Origin of the sequence: Janthinobacterium sp. NKUCC08_JDC (genome assembly GCF_019345575.1) — a bacterium.
Lineage (GTDB): Bacteria > Pseudomonadota > Gammaproteobacteria > Burkholderiales > Burkholderiaceae_D > Janthinobacterium > Janthinobacterium aestuarii.
Genome location: NZ_JAHKQW010000001.1, coordinates 127,361 through 145,900, shown reverse-complemented (window position 1 = coordinate 145,900; position 18,540 = coordinate 127,361). Strand labels below are relative to the sequence as shown.

The 18,540-nt window shown below is 63.7% G+C and carries 14 protein-coding genes; 8 read left to right on the top strand and 6 right to left on the bottom strand.

Features of this window, described 5'->3' with window-relative positions:
- The first annotated feature begins 2 nt into the window (after nucleotides 1-2).
- The 4 genes from KO538_RS00685 (at nucleotide 3) to KO538_RS00670 (ending at nucleotide 3,168) form a co-directional block, all read left to right on the top strand.
- Nucleotides 3-350 carry an integration host factor subunit alpha gene (locus KO538_RS00685; RefSeq protein WP_010399205.1) on the top strand — a complete coding sequence of 116 codons (348 nt, stop codon included), beginning with the start codon at nucleotides 3-5 and terminating at the stop codon, nucleotides 348-350.
- Between the two features lie 10 nt (nucleotides 351-360).
- Entirely contained in the window at nucleotides 361-765 is a 405-nt protein-coding gene (locus KO538_RS00680; RefSeq protein ID WP_219327219.1) for a MerR family transcriptional regulator, read from the top strand.
- Nucleotides 766-975: 210 nt separating this feature from the next.
- Nucleotides 976-1,608 carry a response regulator transcription factor gene (locus KO538_RS00675; RefSeq protein WP_010399201.1) on the top strand — a complete coding sequence of 211 codons (633 nt, stop codon included), beginning with the start codon at nucleotides 976-978 and terminating at the stop codon, nucleotides 1,606-1,608.
- A 144-nt stretch (nucleotides 1,609-1,752) separates the two neighbouring features.
- Entirely contained in the window at nucleotides 1,753-3,168 is a 1,416-nt protein-coding gene (locus KO538_RS00670; protein ID WP_034751914.1) for a CHASE3 domain-containing protein, read from the top strand.
- Nucleotides 3,169-3,232: 64 nt separating this feature from the next.
- Here KO538_RS00670 and KO538_RS00665 read toward each other — a convergent pair whose 3' ends face one another.
- Both KO538_RS00665 and KO538_RS00660 read right to left on the bottom strand, forming a co-directional pair.
- Nucleotides 3,233-4,042 carry a Crp/Fnr family transcriptional regulator gene (locus tag KO538_RS00665; RefSeq protein WP_034751913.1) on the bottom strand — a complete coding sequence of 270 codons (810 nt, stop codon included), beginning with the start codon at nucleotides 4,040-4,042 and terminating at the stop codon, nucleotides 3,233-3,235.
- Between the two features lie 225 nt (nucleotides 4,043-4,267).
- Entirely contained in the window at nucleotides 4,268-6,325 is a 2,058-nt protein-coding gene (locus tag KO538_RS00660) for a methyl-accepting chemotaxis protein (RefSeq protein WP_072453151.1), read from the bottom strand.
- Between the two features lie 186 nt (nucleotides 6,326-6,511).
- On the opposite strand from KO538_RS00660, the gene KO538_RS00655 reads away from it, so the two are divergent.
- On the top strand, nucleotides 6,512-8,188 hold the full coding sequence (locus tag KO538_RS00655) for a peptide chain release factor 3 (protein ID WP_072454090.1): 1,677 nt from the start codon (nucleotides 6,512-6,514) through the stop codon (nucleotides 8,186-8,188).
- A 136-nt stretch (nucleotides 8,189-8,324) separates the two neighbouring features.
- Here the strand turns inward: KO538_RS00655 and KO538_RS00650 are convergent, their stop codons facing one another.
- Nucleotides 8,325-10,217, bottom strand: a complete 1,893-nt coding sequence (locus tag KO538_RS00650; protein ID WP_072453153.1) for a bifunctional diguanylate cyclase/phosphodiesterase — start codon at nucleotides 10,215-10,217, stop codon at nucleotides 8,325-8,327.
- 588 nt (nucleotides 10,218-10,805) lie between these two features.
- Here KO538_RS00650 and rnk point away from each other — a divergent pair.
- Entirely contained in the window at nucleotides 10,806-11,213 is a 408-nt protein-coding gene (rnk, locus tag KO538_RS00645; protein ID WP_162835757.1) for a nucleoside diphosphate kinase regulator, read from the top strand.
- A gap of 60 nt (nucleotides 11,214-11,273) precedes the next feature.
- Here rnk and KO538_RS00640 read toward each other — a convergent pair whose 3' ends face one another.
- From KO538_RS00640 to KO538_RS00630, 3 genes are all read right to left on the bottom strand, one after another.
- A complete protein-coding gene (locus KO538_RS00640; RefSeq protein WP_175560449.1) occupies nucleotides 11,274-12,302 on the bottom strand; it encodes a transporter in 1,029 nt (342 codons plus the stop codon).
- A gap of 107 nt (nucleotides 12,303-12,409) precedes the next feature.
- A complete protein-coding gene (locus KO538_RS29610; protein WP_219327218.1) occupies nucleotides 12,410-13,105 on the bottom strand; it encodes a YXWGXW repeat-containing protein in 696 nt (231 codons plus the stop codon).
- A 189-nt stretch (nucleotides 13,106-13,294) separates the two neighbouring features.
- Entirely contained in the window at nucleotides 13,295-13,531 is a 237-nt protein-coding gene (locus tag KO538_RS00630) for a hypothetical protein (protein WP_034751908.1), read from the bottom strand.
- Between the two features lie 343 nt (nucleotides 13,532-13,874).
- On the opposite strand from KO538_RS00630, the gene KO538_RS00625 reads away from it, so the two are divergent.
- The gene (locus tag KO538_RS00625) at nucleotides 13,875-16,193 is read left to right on the top strand and encodes a hypothetical protein (protein ID WP_219327217.1); all 2,319 of its coding nucleotides are present in this window, start codon (nucleotides 13,875-13,877) and stop codon (nucleotides 16,191-16,193) included.
- A gap of 19 nt (nucleotides 16,194-16,212) precedes the next feature.
- On the top strand, nucleotides 16,213-18,525 hold the full coding sequence (locus KO538_RS00620; protein ID WP_219327216.1) for an SUMF1/EgtB/PvdO family nonheme iron enzyme: 2,313 nt from the start codon (nucleotides 16,213-16,215) through the stop codon (nucleotides 18,523-18,525).
- The last annotated feature ends 15 nt before the right edge of the window (nucleotides 18,526-18,540 follow it).

Genomic DNA, 18,540 nt, shown 5'->3' with positions numbered 1-18,540 from the left:
CCATGCTGGTTGCCAAAGTGCGCCAGGAAGCGGAAAAAGATTTACCGACCTTGACCAAGGCGGAACTGGCCGAACTGTTGTTCGAGCAAGTGGGCCTGAACAAGCGCGAAGCGAAGGATATGGTCGAGACCTTTTTCGACGAAATCCGCAATGCGCTCGAGCGTGGCGAGGCCGTCAAGTTGTCCGGTTTCGGCAATTTCCAGTTGCGCGACAAGCCGCAGCGGCCAGGGCGCAATCCGAAGACGGGCGAAGAGATCCCCATCACGGCGCGCCGTGTCGTGACCTTCCATGCGAGCCAGAAGCTGAAAAGCATGGTCGAAGAGACCAGTCCGCTGGCACGTGCTGCCTGAGTGAGTGGCGATGAACGAGCGCATCAGTAAAACCGAGTTGATCGCCTTGCCGCCCATTCCGGCGAAACGCTATTTCACGATCGGCGAGGTGAGCGAGTTGTGCGGCGTCAAACCGCACGTACTGCGCTACTGGGAGCAGGAGTTTTCCCAGCTCAAGCCGGTCAAACGACGTGGCAACCGCCGTTATTATCAGCACCATGAGGTGCTGCTGATACGCCGCATCCGCGAATTGCTGTACGAGCAGGGCTTTACCATCAGCGGCGCGCGCAACAAGCTCGACAGCCGCGGCGCATCGCATGGCATCGCCGACGAGCTGCCAGTGCTGCCGGCCATGCCTGCTGTGCCGCAGGAAGTGCCGCTGGACCGCGTGTGGATACGCAATGAATTAATGGCGATTTTAAACTTGCTAAAATAAGATTTGTACCAATATAGGTGGGGTCGTCCGTTAGCGTTTGGCCAAGTTGACTATACTGCATGGATGCTCCGCCTTGGCGTTGACGCTACCGTACAGCGCACCATATTTTGAATATAATGTTAATGTTGCGTTTTTGTTAGTGACGCTGAACCGGAGCAGCGTTCAGGTTCCGGTAGTCTTTCCCAGGCCAGGAAAATTTAAGGGGAAACAATGATACGCGTTGCCATTTGTGATGATCACCAAATAGTACGAGCTGGATTCAAACAGATTTTTTCGTCTTCTGACGATTTCAGTGTGGTGGCGGAAGCCGGTACCGGGCGCGAAGCGCTCGATATCGCCCGCCGCGAAATTTGCGATGTATTGCTGCTCGATATAGCCATGCCCGATCAAAGCGGCATCGATACCTTGCGCACGATCCGCCAGGGCCAGCCGGAATTGCCCGTGCTGATACTCAGCGGCTATCCCGCGCAGCAGTACGCGTTGAACCTGTTCAAGATGGGCGCGAACGGCTATCTGAACAAGGAATGCGAAGCCGACGAGCTGATGACGGCCGTGCGCACCGTGTTCCAGGGGCGCCGCTATGTCAGCTCCACCGTGGGCGAATTGCTGGCGCAGTCGTTTGACCGCGATACGAATGCGGCCCTGCATACGGAATTGTCGGACCGCGAGTTCCAGGTCTTCCTGCGCCTGGCGCGTGGCGCCACCGTGTCCGATATCGGCGTGGCCTTATCGCTGAGCATCAAGACGGTGAGTACCTACCGTACGCGCATCATGGAAAAAATGGGCTTGCAATCTAACAGCGACTTGACCTATTACGCAATGAAAAACAATTTGCTTGACTAGCGCTGCGGTGCGATCATTGAAACATGATCGCTCAGCCAGCTAGCCAGCACGACTTGTGCAGTGCAGCAGTTTGTGGCGAGGACTATAATTGGCCGGCGCCGGCGCTCTTTCCCGCGCCGAACCTTGCTAAGGATGCACATCAGGATGTATTTCACCGCTGAACCGGCCCCGAATCACCGCCTGCCCCTGTACAAGACGATCCTGTGCGTGACGTGCGCCTTGTTGCTTGTACTTAATGGCTTCAGTCTTTATCACAACCTGCAGTCACTGAAGGGCACGAACGCCTTGCTCAGCCAGAGCGCCCGTGTGGCCGACCGCCTGCAGTATTTGAATGTGCTCGTGCTCGATGCGGAAAGCAGCTTGCGCGGCTATTTCATTTCCGGCTCCGAAACCTATCTGGGGCCGTCGAAGACCGCCACCACCGAAATCGAAAACGAATTCAACGAGCTGCAAACCTTGCTCGCGGGCAGTCCCACCCAGCTGAAAAACCTGGGCCAGCTGAAAAGCTTGATCCGGCGCAAGATGTCGATGTTGCAACAGTCAATCGACGTCTACAAGCAGGGCGGACTGGCTGAGATCGTCAACATTTCCCGCGTCACCGATGACCGCGCCACGATGGACGAGATCCGCCTGCAGGTGGTGATCATGACACGCGAGCAGAATGAAGCGCTGTCGACCGGCAGCGCCGCCTTTTATCATGAGTATCAGAAAGCCGTGCTGCTCGGCATTGGCATCAATGCCCTGGCCATTCTCGTGTTGATCATGTTTTACCAGCTGGTGCGGCGCAGCTTCCAGAACCGCGCGGCCGTCGAGTATGCATTGCAAAATGCTAACGACACCCTGGAATCGACGGTCAGCAAGCGTACCGAGCAGTTATCCGTGCTGTCGCGTCATTTGATCAGCGTCAATGAAGTGGAAAAAGCGCGGCTGGCGCGTGAGCTGCACGATGAGCTGGGCGCCAACTTGACGTCGATCAGCATGGACTTGGGCGCCGTCACGCAGCAACTAGCGCACACGCAGCCGGAACTGGCGACGCAATTGCGCCGTGCCAAGGCGACCTTGCTGGAAACGGTGGAGCTCAAGCGCCGCATCGTCGAGGATTTGCGCCCGAGTCTGCTGGACAACCTGGGCCTGTGCGCCGCCATCGAAAGCTATTGCGAGGATTTTGCGCGCATGAGCTCGGTTCGTTGCGAAACGGACGTGGCCATCAATATCGACAACCGCGAAGCTACCCTGACGATTGCCCTGTTCCGTATCGTGCAGGAATCGCTGACAAATATCATGAAATATGCGCGTGCCGGCATGGTCAGCGTGACCTTGAAACGCAACGAACACGGCCTGGTGCTGCGCGTGATCGACGACGGCATCGGCATCACGGAAGCTGCGCTGCAAAAACCGATGTCGCACGGCTTGCTGGGTATGCGCGAACGCGCTTTGCTGCTGGGCGGCACTCTCACCGTGCGCCAGGGACCGGAAGGCAAGGGGACATGCGTGGAAGCCGTGATTCCGCTGCCGCTGACGCCGGAGCCGGAAGACATCGACGCGGATATCGAAGCGTAATTTTCTTTGAGATAAAAAAATGGCCGGGCATGCAGCCCGGCCATTTTTTATTTATCTTGCAGGATCAGCAGCGGGAAACGTCGCGCAGCAAGCGGTCGTATTCCGTCTTGGCCACTTTGTAGCACTCGCCCGCATAGCATTCCAGGCCGGCGCGGTCCAGCACCGTGATATTGCCGCGGCGATAGTGGATCAAGCCTTCTTCCTGCAGCTTGCCGGCGGCGGCCGTGATGCTTTCGCGGCGCACGCCCAGCATGATCGAGATCAGCTCTTGCGTGACTTTCAATTCATTCGATGGCGAACGGTCCAGGCGGTCCAGCAGCCAGCGGCACAGCTTTTGTTCGATCGAGCTGTGGCGGCCGCCGACCGCGTTCTGTGCCATTTGCGCAAACAGGGCGTTGGTGTAGCGCATCAGCAACTGGGGCAGGGCGCCGCCTTGATTGAAGGCGTCGCGCAGGCTTTGCGTTTTCAGGCGGTAGCCGTAACCGGCGCTTTGCACGACAGCCGTGCACATGGCGCGCTCGCCGGCCAGCAGCGAGGCACCGGCCACGCCTTCATGGCCGACGACGGCGATTTCCGTCGTGGCGCCATCTTCCATTACATACAGCAGCGAAATGATGGCGGTGGTGGGGAAGTAGCTGTATTCCAGGTTGTTACCGTAGGCATACAATTCCTTGCCGAACGGCAGTTCCACCAGTTCCAGGTCTTCGAACAGCGATTCAAGCGCGGCGCGCGGCAGGGCGGCCAGCAATTCATTCTGTTGGGCACTGCTGAGGCTAACCCGCGACGCAAGCTTGATTTCCCGTCCGGCCGCCGGCATGGCGCGCGGCAGCAACTGGTTCTTCTGGACCGGGGTGCTAAGTTGAGTTTGGTTCATAGTATTCCTCACAGGCTTTTTACATCGGAGTGCGACTGCCGCGTTGCTGGTCAAAGAAGCTGCCGTGCTCATGTGATAACGGCGTTTTGTTCGACCGCGCGGTGCAGATCGCGATGTAGCTACTTTAAAAGCTTATGTAAGTGGCGAACATAAGATTAGCAGTCGCCACTTTGTAGTCTCATTTGAGGCGGAATTGTAGTCCTTGTCCTACGTGCACACTTTTGACTAGCTAGCCTTGCGCCGTTCTGCGCGATTTTGTGATATGACGCGCGGTTTATTGGCGCTCCACAGGCCGGCCGGACGCACGCTGGGCAAGCCGTCGCGCACGGCTGCGGCCGGCGCCTGGCGCGGGTTTGGCGCCTCGTGCTCGCCCAGGCGGAAGCGGCTGACGGCCTGCGTCAGTGCTTCGCCTTCCTGGTGCAGGCGCTGCGAACCGGCGCGCGCCTCGTCGACCAGGCCCGCGTTCTGGCGCGTCATGTCGTCGATTTGCGCCAGCGCCTGGTTGATGCGGGCGATCTCGCCATTCTGCTCGGCGCCGGCGCTGCTGATGCGTCCGATGACCACGGCCACCTGCTGCACGGCATCGACCACTTGCCGCATGGTGTTGCCGGCCGCATTGACGAGGTCGCCGCCCGCATCCACGGTGGCGACGGAATCGCCGATCAGGCGCTTGATTTCCAGCGCCGCCTCGTTCGAGCGCTGGGCCAGGCTGCGCACTTCGGAGGCGACGACGGCAAAGCCGCGTCCTTGCTCGCCGGCTCTAGCCGCTTCGACGGCCGCGTTCAGGGCCAGGATATTCGTCTGGAAGGCGATGCCGTTGATGACGCCGATGATGTCGACGATCTTGTGCGAGCTGGCCTTGATCGAGGCCATGGTGTCGACCACGGCGCCCACGGTCTGGCCGCCGCGCAGGGCCACGTCGGCCGCCGTCGCCACCAATGTGCGGCCCTGTCCTACATGTGCCTCGTTGCGGCCGACGGTGGCCGTCAGCTCGCGCATCGAGTCCACGGTGGCGCCCAGTGCATCGGCCTGCGTGGCCGTGTGGCCGGACAGGGCGGCGTTGCCCTGGGCGATATCGGCGCCGGCCGCCGCGATGACGGCCGCGCCGCCGCGGATTTCCTGCACCAGGGTGGCCAGGCCGTGCGTCATGGCGCCGAAGTCGCGCACCAGGTCGCCGATCTCGTCGTGCGCCTGCGAAGTGATGCGCTGTGACAGGTCGCCCGCCGCCGCCGCGCCGACGGCCACGCGCAATTGCGTCACGTCGCGCGCGAACGCGGCATAGAAGCCCGCGCACAGGTAGGCGGCGGCCAGCAGCACCAGCAGCATGGCCGCCAGGATCAGGGCGCGGCGCGCCTCGTCGCGGGCGATGCGTTGCGCCAGCAGGCTGTCCAGGGCGCCGGCGGAAGCGCCGGAGAGCGCCTGCAGGGCGTCGATCGCCTGCATGCCGGCCGCATGGAATTGCGCGCCCGACGTCTGGTCGTAGGAATTCGTCACTTCGTTTTTCGTGCGTTCGAGGAAAGCCAGCGCGGCTGGCACGGCTTTCAGGGCCGGCTGCACGCTGGCGCGCATTTCCGGCCGGGTGGCGAGGATTTCGTCGAAGCGGGCCGGCAGGCGTTCCAGTCCGTGGCGCGCGATCAGCGCGTTGGCGTTGACGAGCTGATCTTCATTCGCTTCGAACAGGCCCGTGTCGATGTAGGCGGCGCCGCGCCCGGCGATGTCCGACAGGCTTTCGGCCAGGTCGGGCAGGGTGGCGGTGAAGACGGCGCTCAGGTGGTTGGCGCCCGCGTCCGGGTCCAGGCTCAGGTGCGAACGGTCGGCCACCAGCTGGCCCAGTTTCGCCGCCTGGCGCAGCAGCGCCGTATGCGCTGCGTAGCTGTCGCGCGCCGCGAGACCGGCCTGGCGGCCCAGCAGGGCTTGCCACTGTTTCGTCAGCTCGGCCGCCTGCGGCAAGCCGGCGCCGGCCGGCAGACGCGCCAGGGCCGCCAGCGCGGCCGTGATGCGTGTGTTCAGGGCCGTGTTGTCCATGCCCGCCTTGCCGCTCAGACGCAAGTGTTCGAGGCCGCGCCGCTGCTGCAGCAGTCGTGTGCCTTCCTGCAGCTGGCGCACATAGGCCACGCCCCGCTGCGCATCCTGCGCCTGGGCCAGCGATTTGCCCAGCTCCGAGATCAGCAGGGTGGTCGCCAGCGCCAAAGGCAGCAGGAAGACCAGGCAGACAAGCATGAATTTGGGCAGCAGGCGCAAGCGCTGCATGAGTCGGATGGCGGGGGTGAGGAGGATTTTCATCGGGTTTCCAGGGTAGGGTGACAACATTTCTGCAGTGCAATGTTGCCTGCGGATTGTGACCCCTTGATGAAGTGCGCCCTGATGCGGTCATTTTTGCCGTTCGCCAGAGTGAAGCAGTTCACACGGAAGGCCGATCCTTCTGTAAAATCGAGGGTTTTTTGCGAGGGCCATATTATGGTCACCAATATGGCCAACGAGAACGACATCAACACCCCCGATTCCAGCGACAACGCGGACAGCGCAGCAGCGCCAGCGAGCAGCAAGGCGCCGGCCGTGATCGCGCGCGAAGTGCAGCGCCGCCGTACCTTCGGCATCATTTCCCACCCCGATGCCGGTAAAACCACCCTGACGGAAAAACTGCTGCTGTTCTCGGGCGCGATCCAGATGGCCGGTACCGTCAAGGCGCGTAAATCGGGCCGCCACGCGACGTCGGACTGGATGGAGATCGAGAAGCAGCGCGGCATTTCCGTCGCGTCCTCGGTGATGCAGTTCGAATTCCGCGACCACGTCGTCAACCTGCTCGACACCCCCGGCCACCAGGACTTCTCGGAAGATACCTACCGCGTGCTGACGGCGGTCGACTCGGCGCTGATGGTGATCGATGCGGCCAAGGGCGTGGAAGCGCAGACGATCAAGCTGCTGGCCGTGTGCCGCATGCGCAATACGCCGATCGTCACCTTCATGAACAAGATGGACCGCGAGACGCGCGATCCGCTGGACCTGCTCGACGAACTCGAATCCGTGCTGAAGATCCAGTGCGCGCCCGTCACCTGGCCTATCGGCATGGGCAAGAACTTCCGCGGCGTGTACCACCTGCTGAACGACGAGATCATGCTGTTCAAGGCCGGTGAAGAAAAGGCCGACGGCGCCTTCGAAATCATCAAGGGCATCGACAACCCGCGCCTGCAGGAGATGTTCCCGCTCGAGATGGACCAGCTGCGCATGGAAGTGGAACTGGTGCATGGCGCATCGAACCCGTTCAACCTGGAGGAATTCCTTTCCGGTGTGCAGACGCCCGTGTTCTTCGGTTCGGCCATCAACAACTTCGGCGTGCGCGAGATCCTGTCCGCGCTGGTCGACTGGGCGCCGGCGCCGCGCGAGCGCGATGCGACCGTGCGTTCGGTGGCCCCGTCCGAGCAGCCATTTACCGGTTTCGTCTTCAAGATCCAGGCGAACATGGACCCGGCCCACCGCGACCGCATCGCCTTCTTGCGTGTGTGCTCGGGACGTTTCGAGCGCGGCATGAAGGTCAAGCATTTGCGCCTGGGGCGCGAGATCAAGGTGTCGAACGTGGTGACCTTCATGGCATCGTCGCGCGAACAGGTGGAAGAGGCGTACGCGGGCGACATCATCGGCTTGCCGAACCACGGCAACATGCAGATCGGCGACAGTTTTTCCGAAGGCGAGATGCTGACCTTTACGGGCATCCCGTACTTCGCGCCGGACTTCTTCCGCTCCGTGCGCATCCGTAATCCGCTGAAGATCAAGCAGCTGCACAAGGGCTTGCAGCAGCTGGGCGAAGAAGGTGCGGTGCAAGTCTTCAAGCCGGTGCAGGGCGGCGAACTGGTGCTGGGCGCCGTCGGCGTGCTGCAGTTCGAAGTGGTGGCCAGCCGCTTGCTCAACGAGTATGGCGTCGATGCCGTGTTCGAAGGCACGAGCATCAGCAGCGCGCGCTGGGTCAGCTGCGACGACAAGCGCGTCCTGCAGGATTTCGAAAACGCGCTGGGCCACAACGTGGCCTACGATGCGGCCGGCAACATGGCCTACCTGGCCACGTCGGGCGTCAACCTGCGTTTGACGGAAGAGCGCTGGCCGAAGCTGAAATTCCACGCGACGCGCGAGCATTCGGCGAAATTGGCTTGATGTAGCGTAGTGGTGTCGGGTTACGCGCTTTGCGCTAACCCGACCTACGCCGACCTGCCTGTTCATGGTGTGCTGCTGTAGGTCGGATTAGCGCGGCAACGCCGCGCGTAATCCGACAACCATCGTTGGCACCAACTCAAGCCGGCAAGATCGTGCGCGTGCTCCAGTCGCGCCGCTCCAGCAGCAATGCCGTCAGCTGCGCCGCCGTCATCGGGCGCGCGAAGAAGAAGCCCTGCACGTTGTCGCAGCCCGCTGTTCGCAAAAACTCCACCTGCCGCAAGGTTTCCACCCCTTCGGCCACCACTTTCAGATGCAGGCTGTGCGCCATGGCGATGATGGCCGTGACGATGGCTTCGCCCTCGCCGGGCAGGTCGTGCACGAAGCTGCGGTCGATCTTCAATTGGTCGATCGGCAGGCGCTTCAGGTAGGACATCGACGAATAGCCGGTGCCGAAATCGTCGATCGACAGGTGGATGCCCGTCTCCTGCAGGCGCCGCATCAATTCCACGTTAGCGTGGATATTGTCCATCAAGACCCCTTCCGTGATTTCCAGCTCCAGCAAGCCATGCGGCAGCTGCGTTTCGTGCAGGATGGCGCGGATGTCGTCCATCAGGCCCGGATCGCGCGCCTGGCACGCCGACAGGTTGACGGCTACGTGCTCGAGCGAATCGAGCAGGCCCGCCTTGCACCAGAGGGCCGCCTGGCGGCAGGCGCTTTGCAGCACCCAGCGTCCCAGGTCGACGATGATGCCGCTTTCCTCGGCCACGGGGATGAATTCGGCGGGGCTCAGCTGGCCCATCTCGCGGCAATTCCAACGCACCAGCGCTTCCACGCCGACGATGCGCCCGCTGCGCAAGTCGATCTGCGGCTGGTAGTGCAGATACAGTTCCTCGTTTTGCAGCGCGCGGCGCAGGTTCGCTTCCATGCGCAGGCGGCGCTGGGCGCGCATTTCCATTTCGGCCTTGAACACTGCGTAGCGGTTCTTGCCCTGGTGCTTGGCGTGGTACATGGCCGTATCGGCATTGCGCGTCAGGGTGGCCACGTCCTGCGCGTCGAACGGATACAGGCTCACGCCGATGCTGGCGCTGACATACAGCTGGTGGCCTTCGAGGTCGAACGGCGCGGCCAGCACGGCGAGGATCTTGCGCGCCACGCTGGCCATTTCCGAGGCGTCGTCGGCCGGTTCGACGATGACGACGAATTCATCGCCGCCGATGCGGCAGATGATGTCGGTGCCGCGCAGGATGGCCACCAGGCGCTCGGCGACGAGCTTGAGCAGCTGGTCACCGCAGTGGTGGCCCAGCGTATCGTTGACCACCTTGAAGTTGTCCAGGTCCAGCAGCAGCAGGCCCACGCTGCTGTCCTGGCGGTCGGCGCGCGCCAGCGCGTAGGCCAGGGCGTCGTTGAATTCATGGCGGTTCGGCAACTGCGTGACGGAGTCGACGTGGGCCAGGTAGTGCAGATGGCTTTCCGCATGCTGGGCCGCGGTGCGCGTGCGGCGCACCATCAGGAACGTCAGGCCGAACGCGCACAGGCAGACGAGCACGGTGAAGGCGGCAAATTGCGCCAGGCTGGCATACAGCGGCGCCAGGCTGGCGCGCAGGTACAGCGCGCCGCCGCCGGGCAGGGTCTTCAATATCGCGGCGCTGCCATCCAGGTAATCGAGGTGCAGGCCGTTGCGCGGCGCCGCCGGCACGGCGTCGTTGCCGCTGCGCGCATAGCGGGCAAACGGCGTGCCATAGGGGCTGTAGAGCAGGGCTTGCCGGACATGCGGGGCGGCGGCGAGGGGAGCGAGCAGTTGTTGCGCTGCAAGACGATTGTCTTCGCGCATGGCCTGGGCGGCGGCGGGTGCCAGCATGTCGGCCTGGATGTGCAGGTTGCGCTGGAAGGATGCCTGAAGGGAAAACAATTGAAAGAGGGTCAACAGCAGGCTGGCCGTGGCCAGCATGGCCGCCGCGGCCAGCAAGTTCAGCCGGGCTATCCGGTCGCCGCGCAATTGCACGGACGGCAGTATCAATGGCGTCATCATGACGCTTCCTCCTGCCGGCCCCGCTTGCCGCCGCCCCGTGTGATCGCGCCTCGCCCTGCCATACTTTACGTTCCAGTCTGATGAAAACCGAAGTGAGCCGGAACTCTCAACGTGTTGCCAAGTGTTGCTAAGGCCGACATATTGTCATTTTGCAGCGTGAAAGTACAGGGCGTGCGGCAATTTATATCCATGCGGCACACCGGTGGCAGCAGGCAAGGCGACAAGACTGGCGGAAAGGAAGACGTGTCTTTCTAATAATAATTCATGCTGAATTTTAATCCTTTTTTTGCCCGCCGTTTTTTTTCTCTTAAAACAATGCTGATGGTAAACAAAATACCAGCAAGAATAACTTCAATGCACCCGGCCATCGCGGCACGGATAAACTTTTTGACTATATCAGCCATTGCAAGTCATTGATTTTTATAAATTTTAATGAAGAATGCGCGAACGCTATGGCCTTGCTCCGCGAGTTCGTCCATAATCCGCTGATGATGGACGTCCTGATGCTGTTTGTTTTGTCTGCCGCGGCCAAGTAAGCAGCCGCCAGTAAAGCCGGACGTCGCCCTGATGATCAATAGTGAGGATATCTTGGAAAAAAAACCAAAAATTATTTTGTCGTCACAAGACCTGGAACGACTGGAAGCGTTGTTGTATGCCTTGGGTAATAACTTATCGCCGGACAAGGCCGCCTTGCTCGATGAGCTGGGCCGCGCCGAGGTGCTCGAGCCGCAAGAGATTCCACCGACCGTCGTGACGATGAATTCCACCGTGCGCTTCACGGTGGAAAACAAGGAGGAATTCTGCCTGACGCTCGTGTATCCGAAGGACGTGGAAGGCCAGGCCGATCGCATTTCCGTACTGGCGCCCGTCGGCAGCGCGCTGCTGGGCCTGTCCGTGGGCGACAGCATCGCCTGGCCCATGCCGGGCGGCGTAGTCAAAGTCAAGATCGAGGAAATCGTTTACCAGCCTGAACGGGCCGGCGAATATCACCGCTAAGCGCGGCAAGCAGTGACGGCGGACGGCGCCTGCCGTTCGCCTGCCAGGCCGTGCCGGGACTTAACTGTTTCGCTGCACGCGCACCACCAGCCATCCCGCCACGACCGTGAACGTGACGATGATGGCGACGATGATCCAGAAGCCCTGCGGGTGCTGGGCCAGCGGAATACCCCCCACATTCATGCCCAGCATGCCGGCGATGATATTGATCGGCAAGGCCAGCACGGTGACGATGGTCAGCACGAACAGGCTGCGGCTGTTTTCCTCGTTGACGCTGGCGGCGATCTCTTCCTGCAGCAGCTTGATGCGTTCCTGGAGCGAAGACATATCGCTGAGCACCACCGAAAACTCCTCCGTCGACTGGCGCAGTTCCAGGCTGTCGAGCTCCGACACCCACGATGGCGGGCGTTGCAGCAGGCGGAACAGGGCTGCCGGTTCCGGCGCCAGCAGCCGCTGCAGCCGCACCAGCACGCGCCGCATGGCGCCAAGGTCTTCGCGTTTCGGCACCAGGCGCCCCGCCAGCAAGTGATCCTCGATATCGTCGACCCGCGCCACGGCGTCGCGTACGATGTTGACCAGTACGTCCGCCTGGTCGCGCAGCAGATGGATCAGCAATTCCACCGACGAGCGTATCGGCTCGTGATTCTTGATGACGGCCTGGCGCAGGCGCTCGATCGACTGCAGCGGTGCGCGGCGCGCCGTGATGACGAGGTTTTGCGCCACGCTGGCCCACATGGTGGAAATGTCGGACGCTTCGAACGAGAAGTTGTGCACCACATCGTTGACCACGGCGATCAGGGTGTTTTCCGCCTGTTCGATGCGCGTGGAACGGGAACCCTGGTGCAGGGTTTCATAGAATTCATCGGCCAGCTGCGTGTGCGTCATCAGCCATTTTTCGCTGGCCGCATGCGACAAATTGAAATGCAGCCAGACGAATTCCTGCGCCGGGCGCGCCGCGCCATCGGCCAGCCAGGCCAGTGCCGCCGTCGAGTCGAGCGCCAGTGGCTGCCCGTCGCGGCCAAACAGGAAGCCCCAGACCAGGCCCGAGGTGTCCGAGCCGTAGGTAAAACCGGCAGTTTCCATCGCCATCGTGAATCTTTCTCGTGCAGTGTGATTGATCGTCGCGCGATGTTAATACACGGATGTGTCGGGAAAATGACAAGGCCACCGCGATGGGTGGCCCTGGTGTCCGCTGCTTAATAGCGGCGCGGATTATCGGGCCTGCGGTCGTCGCGGTTTGGGACCCCGTCGCCATCGCGGTCGTGGCGGTTGCCATTGTCGCGGTCATAGCGGTTGGGGATGCCATCGCGGTCGCGGTCGCCGTTCGGACCGCGCGACCAGCGGCCTTGCTCCATCTGCCAGCGGCCGTCGCGCTGGTTCCAGGCGGGCGGCGCATACACGTAGCCGCGGCGTTCGGCGATCCATACGCCTGGGGTCCAGGCGTAGCGCTGGCCGCGCCATTCCCAGTGGCCGGGTGCCCAGACGTAGCCGTGGCGGGCGCGCGGGATGGCTTCGCGGCGCGGTGGCGGCGGGGCGATGCGGATGTCGTCATAGCGCACGGGCTGCACCTGCGCGGCGACCCAGCCGCCACGGTCCAGGCGCCAGCGGTTGTTCTCCTGTATCCAGGCGGCGCGGCGGTACTGGTTGCCGCCCCGTTCGCGCAGCCATTCGCCGCCGGTCCAGACGTGGCGCTGGCCATCCCAGTTCCAGTAGCCAGGCGCCCAGACATAGCCGGCGCGCGGCGCTGGCGCGCTTTCAAACCGTGGCGGAGGCGGGGCGTCGCCGATGACAATGCTGACGCCGAGCTGATTCTGTGCCATCGCTTGCGCAGGCAGGAAGGCCGCGGTGCTGATGGCAAGCATGGCTGCTGCGTAGAGTGTGATGGGTTTCATGATGTGCTCCATTTCGGTGATTGCTTGAAATGGACTATAGGCGCTTGCAGGCGGGCAGATCGCCTTTGATTCAACTTATTACAATTGACACAATGCTGGGTGTCCGTGTATCCGTGGCAGATACAAATGGCGGCCTGGCGCGGCGCTATTCAAACTGGCGCCAGGCGGCGTGGTGTCAGCATAGTTGGCTCACAGGGTGCTGGCGGTGGCGTTGCCCAGCAAGGCTTGCCGTTCTTCGATCAGCGAGATTTTCTTTTCCTGTTCCGTCAGGCGCTTGGCGCTGACCACCACGACGGGGATGGCGTTCGCTTGCGCAGCAGCGGCGGTTTGCGCGGCCTGTGGCTGGTTGAAGCTGGCATAGCTGGCGCCGCAGGCGATGGCGACGGCGACGGTAAAGATGGCTTCCATGTTTTTCAGGGTTTTCATGATCGTTCCTTTCGGGTGGCGGGTGGGTATGCATGCACTGTAGCCATGCGCGGGCCGGCGCGCCATGCGCATGCGACCAGCCGTGGTTTTGGCGGGATGGCCTGCAAAAAAACGGCGCTGAAATGCCTGCGCGCGGCGCGGACAGGCGACGGCTTGAATTGAGGCCTAATTAGCCCTGTATCCGCGCATATGAATGCAATTGCCCTATGGCATTATCTGATGCTGCGCACGGCCGTGCCCATGCTGTGCCCATGCCGTGCGCGGCAAGTGAGGCCCGGCTATCCTGCTAGAATCGGCATGGCAGCCGTGTTGCGCACACCATTATTCTCATCAGGAGTCACACATGTTCCAATTGTTTGGTTTTGGCGGCGCCCGCTGCCCGCGCTGCGAGCACAAGAACGGCGCCGCCGCCGGCTATTGCGCGCAATGCGGCTTGTCGCTGGGCGCCCCCGACAGCGACGCGGTGCTGCATGCCAATCAATGGCATCTAGCTGATGGGCAACTGGCCCTGTTCTTCGGCGTGCGCGAACTATCCTCGCTGTTCGGCAGCGCGGCGCGCCGCCTGCAGGTGCCGGCCGAGTCGCGCGCCTGGATCGTGCAATCGGACGCTTTCACCTTGATACCGGCTGGCGATTACGACAGCGCCGCCTTCTTTGCGCGCCTGCCCGCGCTGTTGCCGGCGCGTCCGGCCGAGGTGCTGATCGCGCGCGCCGACGCCATCAGCCTCGAATTCGACCTGCCGGGCCTGGCCAGCACGGAGCTGCTGAACGTCGCCGCGTCCTTGCGTGTCGACATCGCGCTGGGCCAGCCCGACGCGTTCGCGCGCCAGTTCATGCGCGCGCCGGGCGCCGTCACGCGCGCCCACCTGCACGCCTTGCTGCTGCCGTCCGTGCGGCAGATCGCGCTGGAATTCATCGGTAGCCGCGCGCTGCGCGAGATGGACGCGAATGCCGACTTGCGGCCCGAATTGAACGAGCGCCTGCAATCGGCGCTGACGCAGCGCCTGGCGCCCAGCGGCCTGGCCGTGTCGCGCGTGGAAACGCTGAGCCTGCGGCACGACAAGCGCGCGGGCGACGCAGGCTCCGGCATCGGCACCCTGTGGCTGGGCGGCTTGCCGGCGCAGGAACTCGAGCAGCACAGCCTGGAGCGCATGAAGCAGCTCGACCAGCTGTATGACGAGGAAGAGTGGCAGCGCATCCGCCGCGAGGAACTGGCGGCGCGCCACGCGCACCGCCGCGCCGAGCTACAGCAGGATGCGACGGTGGAAAAGGCGGAACTGAACCACCAGGAAGCGGAGCGCCTGCAAGCGCTGCGCGGGCGTCAGATCGACCTGTATGGCCGCATCCTGGAAGCGAAATCGCGGCGCCAGGCGCTCGACCATGGCGCCGCCCTGGCGCTGGGCGAGCTGGAACAGGAACTGGCGCAGAAGGGCGCGCAGCGCGCCGATGAAGCGGCCAACTGGGAACACGTGCGGGCGCTGGCGGCCATCAAGATGCGCAGCGAGCTGGAACTGTCGCAGCTGCACGGGCGCGAGCAGATCCAGCTGGCGCAGCAGCGCTTTACGCATCAGGTGCACCTGCAGTCGATCGCGCAGCAAGTGGAAAGCGCGCTGCTGATCGACGACGAGACGGGCCGCCGCACCCAGCTGGCGCGCCTGCGCCAGGCGGAAGCGGATGCGGCCCAGCGCGAGGCGCAGCTGGAGGCGGAGCAGCACCAGGCCGCGTGGCAGGGACTGATGCTGGCGAATGCGGCGCGCAAGCGCGAAGCGGAGCGCGTGCAGGAGTGGGAAGACCAGATGCAGCTGGCGCGCCAGCGCGAATTGCTGCGCGCCGAAGCGCACAAGGATGAAGCGGCCCAGGTGCAGGCGGCGGAAATCGCGGAAAAAGTCGCGGCGCTGCGGCGCGGCGGCGCGCGCGAAGATGCCATCGCGCAGCAGGAAAAGCTGCTGCGCACCATCGAGGCCGACGGCGTGCACGCGCGCCAGCTGCAGCAGCAAACGCAGCTGGCGCAGCTCGACGCGCTGGCCATCGAGGAACAGCGCCAGCAACTGCGCCAGCTGGAACAGGAAGCGCAATGGCAGCGCGACTTGCTGGCCATGGCGCAGCAGCGCGAAAGCGATTACGCGCGCTGGAAAGGTGAATATGAAGCCCTGCTGGCGCAACAGGCGCATGCGGCCGAACTGGCGCGCATCGACATCGACCGCATCGAGAAAATCGGTTCGCTGAGCGACACGGGCAAGGTGGCCATGGCCGCCGGGCAGAATGCGGCCGTGCTGGCGCAAGTGCTGAAAACGCAGCTGCAGGCAGGCATGAGCGCCGAGCAGATCCACGCGCTGGCCGCGCTGGCGGCGGCCGAGAACAGCGTCGCGCCGCTGGACGCCATGCGTATGGCGCAGGACAGCGTGGCGCAGGAGCGCAGCTACCTGGAAGGCCAGGCGGAACGCGAACGGCGCCAGCAGCTCGATTTGATCAACTTGCAGAACGCGGCGCACGCGCATGGCCTGTCGGCGCAGGCGCAGCTGGGCGTGGCCGTGGCGCAGGCGCTGCAGCCGGGCGCCGCCACCGCAGCAGCGCCGGTCCGCTGCAAGAACGGCCACGCGCAGCGCGCGGGCCATCCGGAAGATAAATTCTGCGCCGCCTGCGGCGTCGCCTTGCAGCCTTGATGGAAGCGTTTCACCCCAGATGATGCAAAAAGCACGAGACAAACTGCGGGAATTGCGCGCCCTCCACGACGACGGGCTGCTCAGCGAGCAGGAATTTGAACGCCGCAAGAACGCCATCCTCGACGCCGAGTACGCGCCGCCCGGCGCCGCGCCTGTGCCGGCGCCGCTGCCCGTACGCCAGGGCACGGAGCTGGGCTTCATGACGGGCCAGGAAATCGGCCCGCAAAACCGCCGCTACCGGCTCGAGCGGCTGATCGGCACGGGCGGCATGGGGCAGGTGTGGCAAGCGACCGACCTGGCCACGCACGCGGAGCTGGGCAGCAGCGAAATGGTGGCGCTGAAGATCTTGCCGCCGCAGCTGACGCAAAGCGCCACGCACGCCAAGCTGCTGATCGAGGAAGCGACGCAGGCGCGCAAGCTCGCGCATGAAAGCATCGTCCGCGTCTACGAGTGGGCGCAGGACCCGGCCACGGCCAGCTATTTCATCATCATGGAATGCCTCGATGGCGAAGACCTCGAGCACTATCTGGCGCGCGAGGGCGCGCTGCCCCTGTCCACCGTGCAGGAACTGCTGCAGCCGGTGGCCGACGCCCTGTTGTACGCGTGGGAAAAGCACAAGCTCGTGCACCGCGACATCAAGCCGGGCAATGTCTTCCTGACGGCGAAGGGAGACGTCAAGCTGCTCGACTATGGCATCGCTACGCGCGTGCGCAATGCGGACAGCAGCCTGGCGCTGGACATGCCGAATGCGGGTACGCACGGGTACCGGGCGCCCGAGGCCGGCGCCAACCAGCGCCAGCCCAGCCCGCGCCTCGACGTGTATGCGGTGGCCGTGATGATTTACCAGATGCTCGAAGGGCGCATGCCGTTCGACGACACGCGCAGCGCCAGCCATTTGCCGTCCGCGCCGCAAGCGCTCAACGCGCAGCAGTGGCAGGTGCTGCAGAACGGGTTTTCGCTGACGCCGGAACTGCGGCCCCAATCCGTGCAAGCCTTGCTGGAAAGCCTGGAGCGCGCGGCCGGGCCGTCGCCCGAAGAACTGGCGGAACAGGCGCGCCAGCAGCAGGCGCGCGCGGCGCAGCAGCAAAAGGCGGCGGCGCAGGCCGCCGAGCAGGCCCGCGAGACGGCGCTCAAGGAGGCGCGGTTGCGACAGGAAGAACTGGACCAGCGCCGCAAGGCCGAGATCCAGGCGGCCGCGCTGGAAAAGCAGCGGCAAGATAAACTGCGCCGCGAGCAGGAGGCGCAGCGCCATTTCGAAGCGGAAGAGGCACGCAAGCTGCGCAAGGAAGCGCTGCGCGGCCAGTTGCGCGCGCGCCGCGAAGCCGATGCGGCCACCGCCTTGCAGGAGCACCAGGAATTGCAGCGCAAGGCCATCGTCGCCAAGGCGGAAGCGGCTTACCGCGCCGAGCAGGAACGTGCGCGCAAGGAACAGGCCAGCCGCGCCGCCGCAGCAGCTGTCCCTGCGCCGGCATCCGCGCCGGCGCCGGAAGCCGAGCACGTGGAACCGGTGCCCAATGCGGAAGGCGTCTTGCGCGATGATTTCCTCGATGGTTCGGGACAGGGACCGGAACTGGTACTGATTCCCAGCGGCCGCTTCCAGATGGGCGCGCACGAAACGGAACACAAGGCCGCCATCCAGGCTGGCTCGCAGCAGACGTGGCTTGAGCGCGAAATGCCGCAGCACTGGGTCGGCATCGAGCGCCCGTTCGCGCTGGCGCGGCACCCCGTCAGCGTGGGCGAATGGCGCGCCTTCGTCAAGGCGACCGGCTGGGCTGGCGGTTCCGAGACGGACTGGGACAATCCCGGCTTCGTGCAGAACGACCAGCACCCGGTGGTGGGCGTGAGCTGGAATGATGCGCAGCTGTACCTGGCGTGGATGAGCGAGCGCACGGGCCGCCACTACCGCCTGCCCAGCGAAGCGGAATGGGAATACGCATGCCGCGCCGGCACGCGCACGGCCTTCAACGTGGGCGACACGATCAGCACCGAGCAAGCCAACTACGACGGCCTGTACGTGTACAACGGCGGCCCGCGCGGCGTGTACCGGGGCGGCACGACGCCGCTGGGCACTTTCGCGCCGAATTCCTGGGGCCTGTTCGACATGCATGGCAATGTGTGGGAATGGGTGCAGGACGTCGTGCACGATAATTACGAAGGCGCGCCCGTCGATGGCAGCGCGTGGGAAGAGGGCAGCGACAGCAGCCGGCGCATCCTGCGCGGCGGCTCGTGGCTGTACCACCCGCGCTATTTGCGTTCGGCCCTGCGCAACGGCTTTTCCACCGTGCTGTCGAACGATATCGTGGGCTTCAGGGTGGCGCGCACGCTCGATTGAGTTGTTGTTATATCG